The 19951-nt window shown below is 40.2% G+C and carries 16 protein-coding genes; 8 read left to right on the top strand and 8 right to left on the bottom strand.

Translation table 11 applies throughout. The annotated features are described in order from the left end of the window. Nucleotides 1-114: 114 nt before the first annotated feature. The 3 genes from queC to eamB all read right to left on the bottom strand — a co-directional run bounded on the left by queC (nt 115) and on the right by eamB (nt 2073). Nucleotides 115-771 carry a 7-cyano-7-deazaguanine synthase QueC gene (gene queC / locus R7P36_RS14040; protein WP_005377298.1) on the bottom strand — a complete coding sequence of 219 codons (657 nt, stop codon included), beginning with the start codon at nt 769-771 and terminating at the stop codon, nt 115-117. 67 nt (nt 772-838) lie between these two features. After that, entirely contained in the window at nt 839-1180 is a 342-nt protein-coding gene (locus R7P36_RS14035; RefSeq protein WP_025768136.1) for a helix-turn-helix domain-containing protein, read from the bottom strand. A 308-nt stretch (nt 1181-1488) separates the two neighbouring features. Beyond that, on the bottom strand, nt 1489-2073 hold the full coding sequence (gene eamB, locus R7P36_RS14030) for a cysteine/O-acetylserine transporter (protein WP_025768137.1): 585 nt from the start codon (nt 2071-2073) through the stop codon (nt 1489-1491). Between the two features lie 112 nt (nt 2074-2185). Here eamB and R7P36_RS14025 point away from each other — a divergent pair, with 112 nt between their 5' ends. Continuing rightward, nucleotides 2186-3076, top strand: coding sequence for a LysR family transcriptional regulator (locus tag R7P36_RS14025; protein WP_170897336.1), 891 nt, complete (start codon nt 2186-2188; stop codon nt 3074-3076). A 1240-nt stretch (nt 3077-4316) separates the two neighbouring features. On the opposite strand, the gene R7P36_RS14020 is transcribed toward R7P36_RS14025, so the two are convergent. From R7P36_RS14020 to R7P36_RS14010, 3 genes are all read right to left on the bottom strand, one after another. Continuing rightward, on the bottom strand, nt 4317-5246 hold the full coding sequence (locus R7P36_RS14020; protein ID WP_033906145.1) for a LysR family transcriptional regulator: 930 nt from the start codon (nt 5244-5246) through the stop codon (nt 4317-4319). 145 nt (nt 5247-5391) lie between these two features. Beyond that, a complete protein-coding gene (locus tag R7P36_RS14015; RefSeq protein ID WP_176310989.1) occupies nt 5392-8532 on the bottom strand; it encodes an efflux RND transporter permease subunit in 3141 nt (1046 codons plus the stop codon). Between the two features lie 12 nt (nt 8533-8544). Further along, nucleotides 8545-9714, bottom strand: a complete 1170-nt coding sequence (locus R7P36_RS14010; RefSeq protein ID WP_054579512.1) for an efflux RND transporter periplasmic adaptor subunit — start codon at nt 9712-9714, stop codon at nt 8545-8547. A 379-nt stretch (nt 9715-10093) separates the two neighbouring features. Here R7P36_RS14010 and R7P36_RS14005 point away from each other — a divergent pair, with 379 nt between their 5' ends. Both R7P36_RS14005 and R7P36_RS14000 read left to right on the top strand, forming a co-directional pair. After that, on the top strand, nt 10094-11017 hold the full coding sequence (locus R7P36_RS14005) for a LysR family transcriptional regulator (protein ID WP_213899508.1): 924 nt from the start codon (nt 10094-10096) through the stop codon (nt 11015-11017). A gap of 140 nt (nt 11018-11157) precedes the next feature. Continuing rightward, the gene (locus R7P36_RS14000; RefSeq protein ID WP_005377322.1) at nt 11158-12132 is read left to right on the top strand and encodes a porin; all 975 of its coding nucleotides are present in this window, start codon (nt 11158-11160) and stop codon (nt 12130-12132) included. Nucleotides 12133-12741: 609 nt separating this feature from the next. Here the strand turns inward: R7P36_RS14000 and R7P36_RS13995 are convergent. After that, the gene (locus tag R7P36_RS13995; RefSeq protein WP_104979228.1) at nt 12742-13086 is read right to left on the bottom strand and encodes a DUF3316 domain-containing protein; all 345 of its coding nucleotides are present in this window, start codon (nt 13084-13086) and stop codon (nt 12742-12744) included. A gap of 461 nt (nt 13087-13547) precedes the next feature. On the opposite strand from R7P36_RS13995, the gene R7P36_RS13990 reads away from it, so the two are divergent. The 4 genes from R7P36_RS13990 to R7P36_RS13975 all read left to right on the top strand — a co-directional run bounded on the left by R7P36_RS13990 (nt 13548) and on the right by R7P36_RS13975 (nt 17347). After that, entirely contained in the window at nt 13548-14336 is a 789-nt protein-coding gene (locus tag R7P36_RS13990; protein WP_005377324.1) for a transporter substrate-binding domain-containing protein, read from the top strand. Nucleotides 14337-14471: 135 nt separating this feature from the next. Beyond that, nucleotides 14472-15419: an amino acid ABC transporter permease gene (locus R7P36_RS13985; RefSeq protein ID WP_054579516.1), complete on the top strand. Its 948-nt coding sequence runs from the start codon at nt 14472-14474 to the stop codon at nt 15417-15419. Nucleotides 15420-15433: 14 nt separating this feature from the next. Beyond that, complete coding sequence (locus R7P36_RS13980; protein ID WP_005377326.1) at nt 15434-16168, top strand: amino acid ABC transporter ATP-binding protein; 735 nt, start codon at nt 15434-15436, stop codon at nt 16166-16168. 276 nt (nt 16169-16444) lie between these two features. Beyond that, nucleotides 16445-17347 carry a homocysteine S-methyltransferase family protein gene (locus R7P36_RS13975; protein ID WP_054577002.1) on the top strand — a complete coding sequence of 301 codons (903 nt, stop codon included), beginning with the start codon at nt 16445-16447 and terminating at the stop codon, nt 17345-17347. A gap of 147 nt (nt 17348-17494) precedes the next feature. Here the strand turns inward: R7P36_RS13975 and R7P36_RS13970 are convergent, their stop codons facing one another. Beyond that, the gene (locus R7P36_RS13970) at nt 17495-18487 is read right to left on the bottom strand and encodes a zinc-binding dehydrogenase (protein ID WP_005377328.1); all 993 of its coding nucleotides are present in this window, start codon (nt 18485-18487) and stop codon (nt 17495-17497) included. Nucleotides 18488-18833: 346 nt separating this feature from the next. On the opposite strand from R7P36_RS13970, the gene R7P36_RS13965 reads away from it, so the two are divergent. Continuing rightward, on the top strand, nt 18834-19907 hold the full coding sequence (locus R7P36_RS13965; RefSeq protein ID WP_245398179.1) for a permease: 1074 nt from the start codon (nt 18834-18836) through the stop codon (nt 19905-19907). The last annotated feature ends 44 nt before the right edge of the window (nt 19908-19951 follow it).

Raw genomic sequence — 19951 nt, 5'->3', positions numbered from 1 at the left:
ACCAATCTGGCGGCATCAAAATAAAGCTCTGTTGGCTGGAGTTTCACGCTGAGATAAAACGTTTAGAAGCTAACGCAAAAGGTTTTATCCCAGCGCTATTACCGCTAACAAAGACTATTTGCTCGCTAAGTATTCTTCTAAGCCGCTTTGTCGCAGTAGGCACGCTGGGCATTCACCACAGCCTTTACCAACGATTCCGTTGTAACATGTTAACGTATTGTTTTGGACAAACTCCAACATATTGTGCTTATCAGCTAGAGCCCAGGTCTCTGCTTTAGTAAGCCACATTAAAGGAGTCTTAATATTGAAGGCTTTATCCATACCTAAATTGCAAGAGAGATTTAGAGAGCGAATAAAGTTGTCTCGGCAGTCAGGGTAACCACTAAAGTCTGTTTCGCAAACTCCCGTAATGATGTCTTGAATACCAAGCTGGTAAGCATGGATACATGCGTAAGTAAGAAAGAGAATGTTTCTCCCTGGAACGAATGTATTGGGTACGTTAGCGTCGCTTAAGTCATTAGATACCGGAATGTTGTCTCTTGTCAGCGAGCTTATCGCTAACTCATTAATTGATTTTACATCCAGGACTTTGTGGCTTTTGATGTTAAGTTGCTTACCTAATTCGATAGCGATATCTATTTCATCTGAATGACGCTGGCCATAATCAAACGTTATAGCATGAACCTCATCATATGTATTTAATGCATCGATTAAGCAGGTCGTAGAGTCCTGCCCACCGGAAAAAACCACAAGTGCTTTTGTTGTAGCCATGTTGAACCCTTAGTTATGCTCTTTGATTCTTTGGTATTGATACGTATTCTTAGGCGTTTAATCCCAATTACGTACTCGACTTGTTCGTAGCGATTGCGTCCGCAATCAACTGGGCTGTGCTCTCAAGCACTCTTTGCTTGTCATCATTTGACAGCTTGTGGAGATTCACAGCAAGTTCAGCGGTGATTTCATCTTCACAAAAAAAATAGTTTAGAGGTACGTTTAGCTCATCTGCGATAAGTTTGAGCGTTTTTACGTCGGGAGTATGGCGCTCCCTTTCGTATTGGTTCATCCTTGCACTTGCAGAACTATCATCCATGCCGATACGGATGCCCAGTGCTTTTTGGGACAGATTCGCTTGTTTACGCGCATGCTTAAGGCGGGCTGGGAGTGGGTTATTAAACAACACTTAAAGTTCATACGAAGGACTTGGATGACTAAGATTATCTTAGTTTTTCTGATTTGTGTATACTAAGTAATGCTTAGTTATTGCCGAGGTCGCCAAGGCCGTGTATGTATAGCTAAACAAGATTTCGTATCTTTAGGTTGATTAAGTGACGTTGAATCTACTTCTTCAAAAACTGCCGTATGGAGGCGCGGGAGGAGCGAGTAAGGGCACGAGAAACCGCAGCGATTTGTAGAGCAGAATTTGCTCTTCACATAAACGTAGTCGTCTAAGTTGAAGAGCAATATTGTTCTTGATGATCAACTATATACTTAAGTAAATAACTGTGTCGCACAATAGATCAGAGCTGCTGCTAAGCTCATATTGATGACTTTGCCATATCTCTGGAATTGCGATTGAAGTAGCTTTCCTGCAACGGCCCAAACTACGTTGCTAAGAAGTGCGATCAAAGCAAGAATGAGGCTAGTCGCTAAGATCCAGTAGATATTCTGAGTGTGGGGCAGTACGAACGTAGAAATAGAGGTAATTCCATAAAGAATGATTTTCACATTAACGAACTGCAAACCTAAACCTGTTAAGAAACTGATACCTTTAGAATTATCCGATGAAGTTTTGATCTCACTCGTAGCAAGCCCCCAAGCCAACCAAACAATGTAAGCTGCTCCAATCCATGTTAGCCAAGGTGTAATCACGGGCAAGAGGCTGATCATGTTATACGTGAAAGCGCCACAAAGTAGCATCAAAACAACATAGCCACAAAACATCCCCGAAATCACTTTTGTAGAGCGTTTTAGTCCATATTGCGTCGCGATGCTGAGCGATAAAATGTTGTTTGGCCCTGGTGTAATTGAAGTAATGATTACGTAAGTAAAAAATGCGGTGTAGATGGCGGTCATCTCTATCTCTCCTGTTTTTACTGCACTATACTTCGCTACAATTGATTAAAAAATTGAATAAATTAAAACTTAGACTTTTAATTTATTGAACTGTTGGTTGTGGAGTCTAGTCATGAATCTAAAACGCTTTCTTACTTTTAAAGCTATTGTTGAAGAAGGATCGTTTCTAAAAGCGTCACAGAAGCTTTATTGCACGCAATCAACCGTCACCTTTCAAATCAAGCAGTTGGAACAAGATCTGTCTTTGCAGCTGTTCGAAAAAATAGGGCGTAAGATGGTTTTGACTCAAGCAGGAGAAAAGATACTGCCTTACGTCTATGAACTGGCGCGAGTGATGGAAAATATTGAGGGAACAGCACAGCAAGAAAACTCGGAGCCGACCGGTGAATTGAAAGTGCTGGTTGCTGAGACTCAACTTGCTTATAAGATGGCTAATGTTTTAAAAGAGTTCAGGATCAGGGCGCCCAATGTCCGACTCTCTCTGCAATCACAAAATTGCTATCAGATTCGAGATGAGTTGATAGCGGATAAAGCTGATTTAGGTGTGTTTTATCGAGTAGGTAATGACGATACGCTCAAGGTCCACGAGTTTGAGCAGGAGCCACTGGTATTGGTTGCTTCACCGCTTTTAAAAGGGCTAGATTTAAAGAAGAGAGAGCAACATATTGATTTAGGGTTTATAAGCAATGGCCCTAAGTGCCTTTTTCGACGGATGTTTGAGAGCATTATTCAGGAGCGTGATATTAGCATCGACAACATGATCGAACTTAGCAGTATTAATACGATCAAAAATTGCGTTGAGAGTAATATTGGTATCTCTTACTTACCTCGTTTTACGGTTGAAAAAGAGTTGCAAGAGGGCAGTTTACAAGAGCTTGAATTCACCGAGTTTTCACAGATGATCAAGCCACTCTGTGCTTATCATGCTGGGAAGTGTGTGACGCCGGCGATGGAAGTCTTTATTGATTGTATGCGTAACGAGTATGAACGGTTTTCTACTTAGAGTCGGTGATCTTTAATATGTTCTATCTGACATAGTTTCGTTTTTACTCCTTTTTACTTTTTAAGTGGCTACTTATAATTTATTGATTTTTATTGCTTTGTTGTGAATCCGACTGTTGTGGGATGATAAATGGGATCTGAGGTGAAGAGCTATTTATTGACGGAAAGAGATAAGATATAAAAACGACGGCGTGTGATAACTAGATTAGATAAGGTTACATAATTAACAGTGTAATAAATGCCATTCTTTATGGATTATTTTCAACGAGACTTAATTGTTACGGTTCGTTATTATTAACTCGTTAACGCATCCATTGCTAGGAAGTTAACTTACGCATATTGTTTTTTTCATCATTTGCAGCAAATATAATTTGCTGCTTTTTTTTAACCAAAAAGTTCAAAGCTTGAACTACAAGCTCTGAACTCTTATTTATACTTAGTGATTTTCTACTTTAATAAGTAAAACACCGTTTAAAAGTATCGCGTAACCTAGTAACTCTAAGCTTTCTTCAACCAAGTTTTTCACATCTCTATTGTATGAGTTCCCCATGAACTCGACCCAAAAATCACCATACCCTGCAAAGCGTGAGAATAAGAAAACAATGAAAAATCCAATTGTTAATGTCGTGAAGCTAGAATGAGAAATGAAAAATTTTACCTCATTTTTTATGTTAACTATGTTATTAAAACAAAAATAACAGACCGAGACTATTATAATCCAAGCAGGGTACTTCCATGAACCGTGAGGAAAATACTGCTCTATGTGGTAGTCCATTTCTCTAACGAATATAACCATAAAAAATGAAGACATTATTACTAATATGTGTTTGAGTTCAAGATATTCCTTAGATTTATACAAACACATTAACGATGAAAAAAGCACAAATGCTATTTGAGTCATTTCTATAAGAGAGTTCTCCGATGTGCTTTTGTCCATTTGTACGCTAAAATAAATCGTTGCTAACGTATAAATAACCAAAAAAATAAGATAAGATATTTTATATACTAACAAACTAGTGACCGAGGTGTGTTTTTCTTTAATATACATCGTAACTTGTATAGGTGATGGATTTGTTAGTATTATAAATCAAGAATGTTTTATATTTAGTGAATTAAGCGCCATTTAGAATGGAACTTAATTCACTTAACATTAAACTTCTATGAATTTTAAATGTTCCTGTTTTAAATTATTGATTTTATTTGATTTTTATTTACTGTTAATTTTGGTTAAATAGAATCACCTAGCTTTTATTGAAATGCTTTTCCCATATTGGTGGTATGCCAATTTCTTCTTGAACGATATCAATGAATGCCCTAACCAATGGTGATTGCTGACGGTGTGAGTACATGGCATAAATATCACCAAAATCTTGAGTTTCATATTCTGGTAAAAGTTGAACTAAATTAGAAGACTCTAGGTTGTTAGGGAGCATAAATTGACCTATAAGTGCTGCGCCCAGACCTGACTTTACGCTTTCAATTATTAGCTCAGCTTCATTTACCATGTATGACCCTGATATTGGGTATGTATCTAAACCATCTGATTTTGCTTTGTCGTAGAATTTAAGTTTATCGACAATAAAATTACCATTTGAATAAATAATAAAAGGTAGCTTAACTAACTCATCAGGCGTTTCTGGGTTACCATGTTTTTCAATTAAATTTCGAGAAGCAATGATTGCAGTCGTATTTTTTGCTAATTTTCTTGCTACCATTGATGAATCCCTCATAGGTCCGATTCGAAAAGCAATATCAAAATTACTTCTAATCACGTCTACATGAAGATCATCTAGCATTAGTTCAACACTTGCTTTTGGGTACTTATGTAAAAACTTCTCTATCGAAGGTTGTAGATAGAGTTTTCCAAATAATGTTGAGCTTGAAATTCGTACTTTCCCTGAAGGCTCAGTCTGAAAGTTCTCCGCTATTTGTTGAGTATCATCAAGGAGTTGAGATATTTGGTCTGCTTTTTCTACTATTTGCTGGCCGACTTGTGTTAATGAAAGAGAGCGAGTCGTTCTGTTTAATAGCCTAACGCCTAAGTGCTCTTCTAACTGCTTGATGTGTTTAGATAAAACAGAGCGGTCGATATTCATCCCATCTGCTGCTTTTGCAAAAGATCCAGCTTTAGAGACTTCTAAAAGCAGGTGTAGTTTATTTGCTAAATCCACAATGTTTATCCAAGTTAGATATTAGCGTATTAGTTTCATGTATAACTGCTGCTCTGTCTAGAAATTATTAATATACTTAATAACCAAAAGAAAAGGGAGCAATAGCTCCCTTTAGTATGAATTTAAATGAGTATTTATATTATGGTTATAGTGTTTGACGTTTTTTGTTTCGACTGACTAACATATAAAAAACAGGTGTGAGTAGTAATCCAAATACCGTTACGCCTACCATACCCGAGAATACGGCAATACCCATTGCTTGTCGCATTTCCGCTCCGGCCCCTGTACCAATCATTAATGGAATAACACCAGCGGTAAATGCAATTGATGTCATTAGAATCGGCCGAAGACGTAAACGACATGCTTCCAAAATCGCTGATAAGGTATCTTGGCCATTGTCTTTAAGTTCTTTAGCGAACTCCACCATCAAGATGGCATTTTTACACGCTAGAGCCACAAGGACAATCAAAGCAATTTGTGTGAATATATTGTTGTCACCACCAATGAACCAAACACCTGCTAGTGCAGAAAAAATGGTCATAGGAACGATCAAAATGATAGCGAATGGCAGTTTTAAACTCTCGTACTGCGAAGCTAGCACCATGAAAACTAACAAAACAACAAGTGGGAATATATACACCATCGTGTTACCAGCCAAAATCTTCTGGTAGGTTACATCAGTCCATTCATAAACCATTCCCTCTGCTAGGTTTTTATCCAGTACTTCCTCAATAGCCGTTTGGGCTTGATCTGAACTGTAACCAAAAGCAGGACTGCCGTTTAGTTCTGCACTAGGGTAGCCGTTATAGTGCATCACGCGGTCAGGCCCAATCGTGGGTATGATCTCCAGTACAGCGCCGAGAGGAACCATTTGTCCGGCAGCATTTCTTACTTTGTAGTTAAGTATTTGGTCAGGTTCGAGACGATAGTTCATGTCTGCCTGGGCATTCACTTTGTATGTTCTACCAAACATATTGAAGTCATTGACGTATAATGATCCTAAATAAACTTGAAGCGCATCAAAAACCTGCTCTAGAGGAACACCTTGCAGCATCGCTTGTTCACGATCTATTTGGATGTCCATCTGCGGCACTTGTATGCGAAATGTAGAATATAATCCCATCAGCTCGGGTCTTGTTGATGCCTCACTTATTATCAAGTTCAATTGCTTGAAGAGCTCATCAAACCCTTTGTTCGCACGGTCTTCGATTTGAAGTTTAAAGCCGCCAGTAGAGCCAAGTCCTTGGATTGGTGGTGGTGGAAAAATCGCAACGAAGGCTTCATCAATGATTGAAAAGCTCTTATTCAAAGATGCAACAATCGCATTTGCTCCGAGAGTTGGATCATTTCGTTTATCGAAGTCCTCAAGCGTAACAAAAACGATGCCACTATTCGGACTGTTAGTAAAACCATTGACCGATAAGCCTGGGAAAGAAATGGTTTGTGCTACGCCAGGTGTTGCCAGCGCGAGGTTTTCCATTTCTTTAATAACGGACTCTGTTCGATCTAAACTTGCTGCATCTGGAAGTTGGGCGATCGCAACTAAATACTGCTTATCTTGTTGAGGAATGAATCCTCCAGGAACAGCTTTGAATAGAGAAACCGTTCCCCCGAGTAACGCAATGTATACCACCACAACAACAAGGCTATAGCGAATCAGCTTCTTGACCAGAGCTTGATATTGGTTCGAGCTATACTCAAAAATTCTATTGAATGGCGCAAAAACATACTTACCAAAAACCGCATCCAAGAGCTTGGTTAGCCGATCGGGTTTTGCGTTCTTATCTTGTAATAGCAGTGCTGATAAAGCAGGCGATAACGTCAACGAGTTAATTGCTGAAATAATCGTCGAGATCGTAATTGTTAGTGCGAACTGCTTATAAAACTGACCGGATAACCCTGTAATAAAGGTCGTCGGGATGAACACCGCACATAACACTAAAGCAATTGCAATAATTGGCCCGGTAACTTCGGTCATTGCTTGTTTCGTTGCTTCTAGTGGTGCAAGTCCATTATGGATGTTCCGTTCCACGTTTTCGACGACGACAATGGCGTCATCGACGACGATGCCTATGGCGAGAACAAGCCCAAACAACGAAAGCGTGTTAATCGATACTCCAAGCATTTGCATTACGGCGAACGTACCGATTAATGAAACAGGCACCGCAATGATAGGGATGATAGACGCGCGCCATGTTTGCAAAAACAAAATGACTACGACAACAACAAGTACAATTGCCTCTAGCAGAGTATGAACCACCGCGTCTATCGAACCACGAACAAAGACGGTCGGGTCGTAGGCTATTTCATATGAAACTCCAGCTGGAAAGGCTGTTTGTAAACGGTCCATGGTTGAACGAACCTGATTAGATAGCTCAATAGCATTAGCACCAGGGCGCTGGAATACGGGCATCGCCACCGCTGGTTTACCATTTAACAAGGCGCGCAGTGCATAAGAGTTTTGACCTAGCTCTACGCGTGCAACGTCTTTAAGACGTGTCAAAGCCCCTGTTTCGTCAACTTTTACTACAATGTCGTTGAATTCATCAATATTCTCCAAACGGCCCTTTACGTTCAACAAAACTTGGAATTGGTTTTCATTAGCGGCTGGTTGCGCACCTAATGAGCCTGCTGCCACCTGTTGGTTTTGAGATCGGACGGCTGAGACAACGTCCATTACGGTTAGATTTCTAGAAGCGAGCTCATCTGGATTTAACCACAAGCGCATTGAGTACTCATCACCACCGAAAAGGCGCACATCACCAACGCCTCCGAGCCGAGCTATCTCATCTTTCAAGTTTAAATTAGCGTAGTTAGCTAAATAACTGACTTCACGGCTAGAATCTGGAGAATATATATGCACAACCATAGTGAGATCAGGAGAGGCTTTTTCGGCAACAACTCCTAACCGTTGGACGGCTTCTGGTAATCGGGGCAAAGCTGTAGTGACGCGGTTTTGTATTTGAACCTGAGCTTTGTCCAAGTCCGTACCTAAAGCAAAGGTTACGGTCAATGTCATTCTGCCGTCACTGGTTGCCTGCGAAAACATATATAACATGTTTTCTGTACCATTAATTTCTTGCTCCAGAGGCGTAGCAACTGTTTCTGCGATTACTTTTGGGTTCGCACCAGGATAGTTTGCTGTAACTACCACTGTAGGAGGGACAACCTCTGGATATTCACTCACAGGCAACTGTAAAAGTGAAATTGCGCCTACTATTAATATCAATAGCGATAACATAGAGGCAAATATGGGTCTTTGAATAAAAAAGTGTGCAAATTTCATTCGGTTGTCTTCTTAGTCTTGAGCTAAACGTTTGTTTGGCAACGATGTTGAGTTTGAAGCCATAATCAATGAAGTGTTGCTAATATCTAGCGTGACATTTTTTGGTGTGATTTTGCTATTTGGGCCAACTTTTGCTGGGCCATTTACCGCAATAACTGAGTCGGCGTTCAAGCCATTCTCGATGGCACGAAATGTTCCGTAACGTTCGCCTAAGGTTACGATGCTGTATTGCAACGTATTCTCTTCATTGAGTGTTAATACAAAGCGGTTTTCTAGATCTGTGCCAATAGAACGCTCTGGAACGAGAACTCGTTCAACTGGTTTGGTTGTTGATATCTGAACTCGGCCAAACGATCCCACTTTTAAGTTTGATTTTGTTGCATCGAATACCGCTCGAACCTGCAAAGTACCGGTGTTTTCGTTGATGGAGTTGTCGACAAAGTCAACGCGTCCAAAAAACTCCTGCCCATTTTGTCCAGATAGTTCAAGACGAGTAGGTAAGTTAGAGTCGGCATTGATTGTCGAGAAGTAACGGTTCCAAGTTCGCTCATCGACATCAAAGTATGCATATACCTGATCGTTAGAGACAATGTTTGATATAACGCTTTGATTTGCGTTTACATTGTTTCCTTTAGTAATGAATGCTCTTGAAATAGTGCCGCTAATAGGGGCATATATCTTCGTAAACTCAAGATCTAACTTTGCGGATTCTAACTGAGCACGCAAGGCCATTAGTTCTGCAGAGCGTTGTTTTACTGCGGTATCTCGGGCCTCTGCTTGTTCCGCTGAGATGGCCTTTCGCTTAACAAGTTGAGCGGCTCTCTTTTGTTCGTTTGCTGCTTGCTCTAGCGCAGCTCGAGCACTCTTAACTTGCGCTTCAAGTCGTGAGACCTGAGCTTTGAAGGTTCGATCATCAAGAGTGACGAGTAAGTCGCCTTTGTTGACACTCTGTCCGTCTTTGAACTCTACCGTTTCAATAACTCCGGAAACGCGTGGCATTAAAGAAACTTTCTCTGGGGCTTGAAGCCTTGTTGTAAAGGTGAACCACGATTGAACGGGCTCATAGATGACTTTGGAGACGTCTATCGTAGGTAAGGGAGTATTAGGTTGTTTGGTTATCTCTTCGTCTGCACAAGCAGCTAAAACGGATAAAAGGCCAATGCCGAAAACTTTCTTTAACATTTGTCGCGCCCTAAATGATTCTGTTCATACTAAAAGGAACGGCATTGTATTCATTGTACCTATGGGTAAATAGGCCCTCAGCGAACATAGAGTAGTGATAAAAATGCACGATTAAATATTGGTCAAAATGCTCATTTTTTTGGTTTGAAAAAGGTCAGTTTAGGGTTTTAAAGACGTGGAGTATTGTTAAATGTAATAAGCCATAATAGATAGGAATAACTAAACAGAAGCTAAAGATAGCGACGAAAATTAAAGCGTTTTTAATTCGTGCATTATTTGCAATTCACTGATGCAATTTGAACCATAAAAAATTGAAATTAATTTTGTAAAATCCATTTCCCATCACATAAAGAATAAAAACTAAATAAGGAATTGTGCAGTGGATCTCGCAGGCCAACTTGAATTACTACTGGATGTCTCTGAATACGGAACTTTTGCTAAAGCTGCTGACAGAAATCATATAGATCGTTCAGCTTTGTCAAAACAGATCAAAAAGCTAGAGGATGAATTGGGCTTACGGCTGTTAAACCGTTCCACGCGTTCGCTATCCCTGACCAATGCAGGTGTTGAGATGGTGGCGCAAGCCAAGAAAGTAAGAGAGGTTCTAACCGAAACTCGTAGTATTGCTGCTACATTTCAGGATGAACCGAAGGGTAACTTGAAAATATCAAGCTCCACTTTCTTTGGCAGAGCATACTTAAATCAGGCAGTTAAAGAGTTTATAAAACAGTACCCAAACATTACTGTAGAGCTGCTGCTCGATGATAATCGAGTCGATGTTATCCACGAAGGTTTTGACGTTGTGTTTCGTATCGGACCAATCCGAGAGTCCAACATGATAGTACGTAAGTTGGCAAGCAATAATATGGCACTGGTTGCATCAAAGAGTTTTATTGACAAGTATGGAACTCCGAGCTCTCCAGAAGAGCTTATAAAAATGCCAGCAGTAATATACTCTAATGCTAACTTTAAGGCGGATAAGCTACGTATAGCGCCAAGCCAGTCATCAAGCGACGTTAGAACGTATAATATCAACGGGCAGTACTTCGTGAATGAAACTGAGTTAATGCTCGATGCCGTAAAATCTGATCTAGGGTATGCTTTAATAGGGCAGTTCTTTCTTCAGGAGAGTTTGAGTAAACAAGATCTTGTACAGTTGCTTCCTGATTATAATCTTCCCGCAATAGGAGAAATATATGCAATGTATACTCACCGAAATCAACAACCATTAGCCAAACTGTTCATTGATACTGTTCAAAAAATAATAGGGACGCCTCCTGTTTGGATGGATTATCTCAACTAATATGAGTACTAGGACATAATGTTTTAGATTGAGGGCTTGTTTATATTTATCCATAGAATATGGTTGAATTTGCACTTTAAAAATAATTGCCACTGTTCATAATTTCACTCGATTCAAACAACACAAGTAGTGGTAATTAAATGAAAATGACAAGAACGTCGATCGCAATCGCAGCACTTTTCTCTGCAAGTGCTGCAAATTCAGCCGTAGTTTATGAAGATCAAGAATCAGTGTTAAATATTCATGGCCGAGCGCAAGGGATGTATTATTTCTCTGATGATAAAAATGCTGACGGAGATAATAGCTACATTCGTGTAGGACTTTCAGGTGAGTCTAAAATAAATGAAGATCTTTATGCCTTCGGCTTATATGAGTTGGAATTTAAGTCTAATCGCAGAGATGCTGATGGGATTGAAGATGATGAATTTGATATCCGAAAAGGCTATGTAGGAGTTGGTGCAGATTACGGAACAGTAAGTTATGGACGTCAATACGGTGCGGTCACTTTAGTATCTGATTACACGGATATTTTCCCGGAGTTTGGTAATGAAGCTGCTGGCGTAAGTGCGGATCTATATGGTACCGGTCGCTCCGATTCAGTATTTAAGCTAACGACAAGCTATGAAGGTTTGAATATTCATGTTAGCTATCAGGCTGAAAACGATGAAGTGTCAACAGATGCAGCTTCTTATGGTGCGGCGGCGGACTACAAGTTGCCATATGGCTTCAAAGTTGCGCTTGGTTACAACGAAGGTGAAGGGCAATCGGGTGCAGAAGATGCAGAGCTGCTAACGGGTGCTATTGCATTTGAATACGACAAGTTTTATGCCTCTGTTTTATACAGTGATGGTGAAAACTGGGCTAAAGATGGTTCTGAAAGTAATATTGATTACACCGGTATTGAAGCAGTTGCCACTTATGAAGTAACAGATAAGCTTTGGGCACTAGTTGGATATAACAATCTAGAGCGTGATGATGAAGATGTCGTCGATTACTACTCACTAGGTGCAGAGTACGATTTGACTTCTAATTTTAAAGCACTAGCAGAATACAGAATTACAGATGTAGACAATGAAGACGATATTCTTGCAATAGCTGCGAGATATTCATTCTAAAAAATTAATAAAGCTAAAAAGCCTGAAACTATTTTCAGGCTTTTTTATTTATCGGTGTAATTTCATAAGTGCTGATTTTCATCCATATATAATGGATTATATTGATCGTTACTTGTTTAAGTGTTTTGAATATAATGGTTTTGTTAGCTAGTCCACTGCTAGTTTTCATTTTCATATTTTTTGAATGATGTATTTTTTCTTTGGCAACAAGAAGTGTCTTGTTGCCTTTTTTTATTTTCACGCTTTATGGTTAATTAAAACAAAAAGAGTTTTTTATATATTGCTATAAACGAGAAAAATATAACGACAATTGTCAATCTTAGGTTGAGTTAATCTTCATAAAAAAGTGAACTCAATTTCAAGGGTCTTTTTCATTTAAGTGATGTGGAATCCATATGGCGAACCAAGCGAATGACAAAGCCCCAAACGACGAAATGTATCTCAGTGAAGATTGGAAAAATGATTTTTATGTAAACGATAGAGGTAGGGATTGATACTGCTTATGTAAGGAGAGAGCGATTTATGAAAAGCCGTCGTTTCAATATGATTAGACACCTTTACTTTCTTAAAATAGGAAGGGCTCTAAGAAAGTAAAGGTGCAGATGATTTTTAGTTTTTACCGCCGTCACTTGTTCTGAAGTGATAATTGAAGTTTATGATTGCACGATATTTAACTTCATCACGGTTAAGTGCGTATTCTTCAACTCTCACCTTACTATCATCGATTGCAATATCACGAGGGAAACCGCTTCCAATGATGTTTAGACGATTTCTAAGTTCATGTTTTGATAGCGTTTGGTATTCATCGACAAGATCAAACGCAGAGCTATAAGCGGCATCTTTTGTCGTAAAGTCATTGAGAACAACTTTGTTTGTAGAGTGTTCGACATGAATGCCAGCAGTAGCAGATAAACTGAATAATAATAGTGATGAGAGCGTCATTAGTTTTTTCATATAGTCACCTTTTTATTTGTATTACAAAGTCAAGATGTCCAACTAATCCTTGTTAATATCTCTCGACAAAGGTGATAGTGCCACTATAGAAATGTGCTGTACATCACATTTGTGACCATTGACTATGGAAGAATTGTCAACAATAAAACTCAAGCACTTTTGACATTACGGTCAATGTGAAAAAGCGAATATCTGTATGGTTTCGTTAATAATTAAACCACTCTCGGAAACGCTGACTATTCAGTCAAAGCTTATGTTTCTTGTCGTTATAGTGACCTGCCTACAACTTAATCACTTAATGCATGCAATTCAATTGCAATGGCTTGGTATAGATTTTCATTCAAATCTTCCAGCTTAGTAACGATCCTACAAATTCTAGTGATTAAAAAGTCATTGTTTGTGGTTTTTTATTCTTTTGTCGTGTATAAAAAAACTTTACAACAAATGATAAAGGAATATCCATGAAAAAGTTATTGTGTTTTGCTGCACTGGGGTTAGCTGTTTCGACGACGGTTAATGCAGACCCAATTTTAGACGACATCAAAAGTACAGGGGAGCTAAAAGTCTGCTTTGATTCTGGGTATATGCCTTTTGAAATGACAGCAAAAAATGGGCAGTACATCGGGTTTGATATCGATTTGGGTAAGCAAATGGCGCGTGCCATGGATGTTAAGTTTGTGCCGGTAAACACTTCATGGGATGGCATTATCCCAACACTGTTGACTGGTAAGTGTCACATGATTATGGGCGGGATGACTATCACACCTATGCGAAATACTCAGGTGAATTTCGCTGATCCCTATGTGGTTATTGGTCAATCCATTCTCGTAGATCTCAAACATGAAGGTAAAGTGTCTAGTTACCGAGATCTCAATAGTCCAGAATATGTTGTTGCAACTAAGCTTGGGACAACGGGTGAGCAAGCGGTAAAACGATACCTTCCGAAAGCTAAGATAAATCTATACGAAACTCAGTCTGAAGCGGTACTTGAGGTTGCCAACGGAAAGGTAGATGCGTTTGTTTATGACTTTCCTTACAACTCTATTTATGTGGCGGAAAACAAAGGGCAGTTAATGCACTTGGCTAAACCGTTTACTTACGAGCCTTTGGGTTGGGCTGTGCCGCAAGGAAATCCAGATACGCTTAACTTCTTAAACAACTATTTACGTCAAATTAAGGGCGATGGAACTTACGATCGCATTTACGATAAGTGGTTTAACGACGATAAATGGTTAAAGCAAGTTAAGTAATCATATTGTTATTGTAGAGGAGCGGCTAGCTTCTGGCTTGGTTCATCGCCAACCAAACGGTTCGCGCTGTGAAGCTAACGCTTTTCTTTATTCAAATACCCAACCAACTTTAATCAAAGTCATTCTCGGAATCACATGCAAAATAACTTTAAATCCCTATTGTGGAACGCTGTTTTTGTTCTTGTTTTGCTATCAATTTGCGGTCTTGTCTATCTGTCAGGTAAGCGAATCGATTACAGCTGGAATTGGGAGCGTGTCCTTCCTTATATTGCCACTAACGCTGCTTCATCCATTACCGCGCCTGTCGATGGGAACATCATTCTCGACGAGAATAACCAACTGGCTCTGGAGAGTATTCATGGTGATATTGTTCTTGAACTAAGCCAATATAAGTCTGTCGACGTCTATGAAGGTGATCTTATTTTTGAAGGAGATACCTTAGCAACTATAAAAGAGTGGCGCTCTGGCCCAATTTTAGATGGTGTTGTGACGACCATTAAAATCTCACTCTGGTCACTTATCATTGCTCTAGCGTTGGGCTTAGTTGTCGGACTAATGCGTATATCCAGCAATCTGGCATTAAAAAAGCTGGCGCTTGTGTATGTCGAGGTCATTCGTGGAACGCCTCTTTTAGTACAGATTTTTATCGTTTACTTCTTTATTGGTACTGTGCTTGACCTTGAGCGTTTTACTGCGGGAGTGATAGCGCTCTCCGTGTTTACCGCCGCTTATGTCGCAGAAATTGTGCGGTCAGGAATCCAGTCAATCCCAAGAGGACAAATGGAAGCGGCGCGTTCACTAGGAATGAATTATCCCAAAGCGATGATTTATGTCATTTTACCTCAAGCGTTTAAGCAGACATTACCTCCCTTAGCCGGGCAGTTTATCAACCTGATAAAAGATTCCTCACTTGTCTCCGTGATTTCGATTACTGATCTGACAAAAGCGGGCAGGGAAGTCGTAAGTGGTAGTTTTGCCCCATTTGAAGTTTGGTTTACCGTAGCGGCCCTTTATTTGCTTCTGACTAGTACCTTATCTTGGGCAATACAAACGTTAGAAAAGAAATTGGCAGCAAGTGATTAATGGTGGAGTCATTAATGGAATACATTATTTCAGCAAAAACAATTAATAAAATTTACCCTAATGGCTGCCATGCGCTCAAGGACGTATCGGTAAATGTAGAAAAAGGGGAAGTGATTGTCATCGTAGGACCGTCAGGTTCTGGTAAGTCAACATTCTTACGGACGATTAATCAATTAGAGACAATAAATAGTGGGTCTATAATCGTAGATGGTATCGATATGTACCACAAATCTACGGATATCAATAAACTACGCGCTGATGTGGGCATGGTATTTCAAGGCTTCAACCTTTTTCCACATAAAACGGCGATAGAGAACGTCATGTTGGCACCTTTAAAGGTTTCTAAACGTGACCCTGAATCGGTGAAGAAAGAAGCAAAAGATTTGCTTTATAAAGTTGGTCTGTCGGAGAGAATGGATAATTATCCTAATCATTTATCAGGCGGACAGCAGCAGCGCGTCGCAATCGCTCGTGCGTTAGCAATGAAGCCCAACATTATGTTGTTTGATGAACCCACATCAGCACTAGACCCTGAAATGGTTGGAGAAGTTCTTGATGTGATGAAAGATTTGGCCAAGGACGGAATGACCATGGTCGTGGTTACTCATGAAATGGGTTTCGCAAAAGAGGTCGCTGATAGGGTGTTGTTTATGGAAGATGGTGAGCTTTTGGTTTCTGACTCTCCTGAGCGATTTTTTGATAACCCCTCCAATCCTAGATTACAGAAGTTTTTATCTAAGGTCTTATAATAAAAAGAAAATTTGATTGAGGGTTAGTCCCTCAATCACTTCATGCACTATTGTGGCTCGTAACGCCCGCCTCGCCGAGAGACATAGATAATGGGCTTTTTACTCGAAGTTAATGGCGATAACATTATCTTGGTCCGAATGAAAGGTCTGGTAAATACTAGAGTGTTTAATCAGCCATTAAGTTTTTGTTCACTTTAAACATAACAATTTCATTTTGAATTGATAAAAATTGTGTTTGAATAGAGCTTATGGATGTTTGGCGGTATGGATGTCTAAATGAAGAAAGTAACAATTTTAGATGGTGGCATGGGGCGAGAGTTAAAACGTATTGGCGCCCCTTTTTCTCAGCCGCTTTGGAGTGCACAAGCGCTAATTGAATCACCACAATATGTAAAAATGGCACATGAGAATTTCATAGACGCTGGCGCAGAGATTATCACTGTCAACAGTTATGCATGTGTTCCATTTCACTTAGGCGAGGAACTCTATGCAAAACGGGGGACTGAGTTAGCAAAATCTGCAGCCAAAATTGCCAGAGATGTAGTCACCAGCTCTAACGATAGAGTGCTCGTTGCGGGTTCTCTTCCTCCTGTAATGGGGTCTTACAGGCCTGAATTATTCGAGCCGAAAAGGGCACTGGAAGTGGCTTCTGAGTTATTTGAAGCTCAAGATCAATATGTTGATATTTGGTTAGCTGAGACCGTGTCTAGCCTCGCTGAAGTTGAAGTTCTATCAATAATTTTAGCCAAAACAGATAAGCCCAATTATCTTGCTTTCACCTTAATGGATGAGCCTAACTCTTTGGCTCGCCTTCGCTCAGGGGAATCTCTTAAAGTCGCGGTTAATACGCTGTTGAAAACAAATGTTTCAGGTATCTTTTTCAATTGCTCTATTCCTGAAGTTGTCGAGCAAGCGATCATAGATACACAAGCAGTATTGAGTGAGTCAGGTAGAGAATTGACGATAGGTGCTTTCGCAAATAGCTTTGCTCCGATAAAGCAAGCGCACCAAGCCAACGAGACCATTCAGGAAGTTCGCCATTTCTCTCCGACTGAATATCTTGAGTATGCTAAAAAGTGGCATGCGCAGGGAGCAAGCATTATTGGTGGTTGCTGTGGGATTGAACCACGTCATATTAAATTGCTAGCGGCTTGGAGAGACACTCTCGAAAACGCCTAATTTTGGTGAAGTGCAGGGAAGCATGACAAGAGATTTTGTTTTTCATTCATCGTTATAGATAAAATAAAAGTCTTTCGTATCTGGCAAAGTAACAAGATGCTTTAACTTGCTCATTACTTTGCCAGTGTGCCTCGAGATTTTTATTAATTATTTTTGGTTCAGATTAACGACAATCTTTCCAACTGTTCTCTGATTTCGCATGTCCAAGAGTGCGTTACCTACATCCTCTAAGCCGATGATCTTCAGTTTCGGTACTTCCAATTCTCCATTTTCTAATAGCTCAGACACTTCCTTTCCGGCATTAACGATACTTGCAAACCCTCTCTCGCCAAAGACATGACCAGAGCCCAAACTTATTTGGTGGAAGCCCAAGCCTTTTAAGAAGGCATCTGGATATTGAGAAGGGTCGACAGTCTTGACGAGCTCCACCATTTCTCCCTCAAAGGTTAACACCGAGGCTGCAATTCGGTCGTTATCACCGCCTACACAATCGAGTGCAACCTCAACGCCATGATTTCCGGTAATGTCCATTACTCGTTGAACTACATCTTCATGATGATAATCAATCGTATGGGTTGCTCCTAACGAGGACAAATATGCGTGATTAGCTTCTGAACTAGTAGCAATGATCTGTTCAACACCAAATGTCTTTGCTAACTGAATAGCAAAGCTTCCAACGCCGCCAGCACCTCCGGCGATAAAAATGCTGCTTCGATTTGAAATATCGAGCTTGTCTACCAAAGCGCGATATGCGGTCCAGGCTGCGCAAGGTGTAGATGCTGCTACTTCAACCGGAACCTGAGGGTGCTTTATAAGCGTTCTTGAATCATGGATAGCAAATTCAGCGAATCCTCCGTGATGGCGTCTCATGTTTCCGTGATACAACACTTTATCGCCAACCTTCCAATCAACGACCGCATCGCCTACAGAGACTATTTCTCCTGATACGTCTAACCCGCCAACAAAATTGTTATCCATGTTAGTGACCATGTCTGACCAATAATGAATTTTTGCATCGACAGGATTCAAACCAACAGCGTTAACTTTAACCAATACATCAAATTGGGTTTCTAGTTTTGGTGTAGGTAATTCGGATAAAGAGAAAGTATCGTTATCTCGTTGGTAAGTTATCGCTCTCATAGGTTTTCCTTATTATTAAGAATGGTCGAAAGTCATACTAACTCAGAGGGTGCTGCTGCAATAATTATGGTTTTTTCTTATTTTGATAATTTTAGGTTATGTTTGATAAAAAGGATTCGAGATGCTCTGAAATTATCATAGACAACCAGTCTGCATAGCTAACGACATGTAACTTTATGATAAGTAATGACTAGTTTTATTATTCCATTTTTATGGAAATATTCTGTTGATTTTTTGTTTTGTGATTCTATAATTCCAGAAATATCGAAATAAAGACTTGTCTATCAGGTAAGCTTGTTAGCGAAAAATGACGAGGAGAGTAAATGTGAATACAGAAATTATAACTATGGCTAAAGAAGCGCTGGATATGTTTGCGTTTCTAGCAACCGAACTTATCATCTTATTTCTGGCAATTAGCTACATTGTCGGTGTGTTGCAAGATTTTCTAACGCCAGAAAAAATTCAATCTATTCTCAGCTCGAAAAAGGGTAAAGGTTACTTCATTGCTGCGTTGCTAGGTTCGATTACGCCTTTCTGTTCGTGTTCGACCATTCCTTTCTTAAAAGGCTTGTTGCGTGCAAGAGCTGGTTTTGGACCTATGATGGTGTTCTTATTTGCAAGCCCGTTGCTTAACCCAGTGATTATTGGTTTGTTTGTGGTGACTTTTGGTTGGAAAGTTGCGGTATTTTACTTTGCTATCGCGATGTCAGTATCAGTGGTAGCAGGCTATGTACTTGAAAAACTAGGGTTTGAACGTTACGTCAAACCAGAAGCATATCAAGCGGTAGGTTCTTCTTCGTGCGGTACTTCTTGTGGCGATTCAAGCAAGAAAAAAGAAGAAGCGAGACCAGCATCAAGCTGTGATACCAGCGCCTGCAATGAACCTACGCCAGTTGCGGCGAAAACATCTTGTTGTGGTGATGCACCAAAACCTGAACCTAAAGTGGAAGTGTCTTGCTGTTCATCTGGCGGTAGTGCAACAGCGACAGTCGTGGAAGAGAAAGAGCCTAGCCGCTGGGTACGTATTTGGCAATCAACTTGGAAAGACTTTAAGCAAGTGTTCCCTTATCTCATGATGGGCATTGCGATTGGTTCATTTATCTATGGCTTCATCCCGACGGAGTTCATTGCGGAGTTCGCTGGTGAAGCGAAGTGGTACGCGATTCCGGTCGCAGCAATCATTGGTATTCCATTGTACATCCGTGCAGAGGCGGTCATTCCACTTAGCGCGGCACTAGTACAAAAAGGTATGGCTCTTGGATCTGTTATGGCGCTTATTATTGGTAGTGCTGGCGCAAGTCTTACAGAAGTGATTTTGTTGAAATCAATTTTTAAGAACCAAATGATCGCTGCCTTCCTAATCGTTATCTTAACGATGGCCATGGGAGCCGGTTACTTATATAGCTGGGCTTTTTTATAAAAATAACCCTCGGGCGATTGCTCGAGGGCTCTGTTTTTGTCGCC

The organism is Vibrio sp. 397 (assembly GCF_033339395.1).
GTDB lineage: Bacteria > Pseudomonadota > Gammaproteobacteria > Enterobacterales > Vibrionaceae > Vibrio > Vibrio alginolyticus.
The sequence above is the reverse complement of the archived record's forward strand: the minus strand, read 5'-3'. Positions and strand labels throughout refer to the sequence as shown.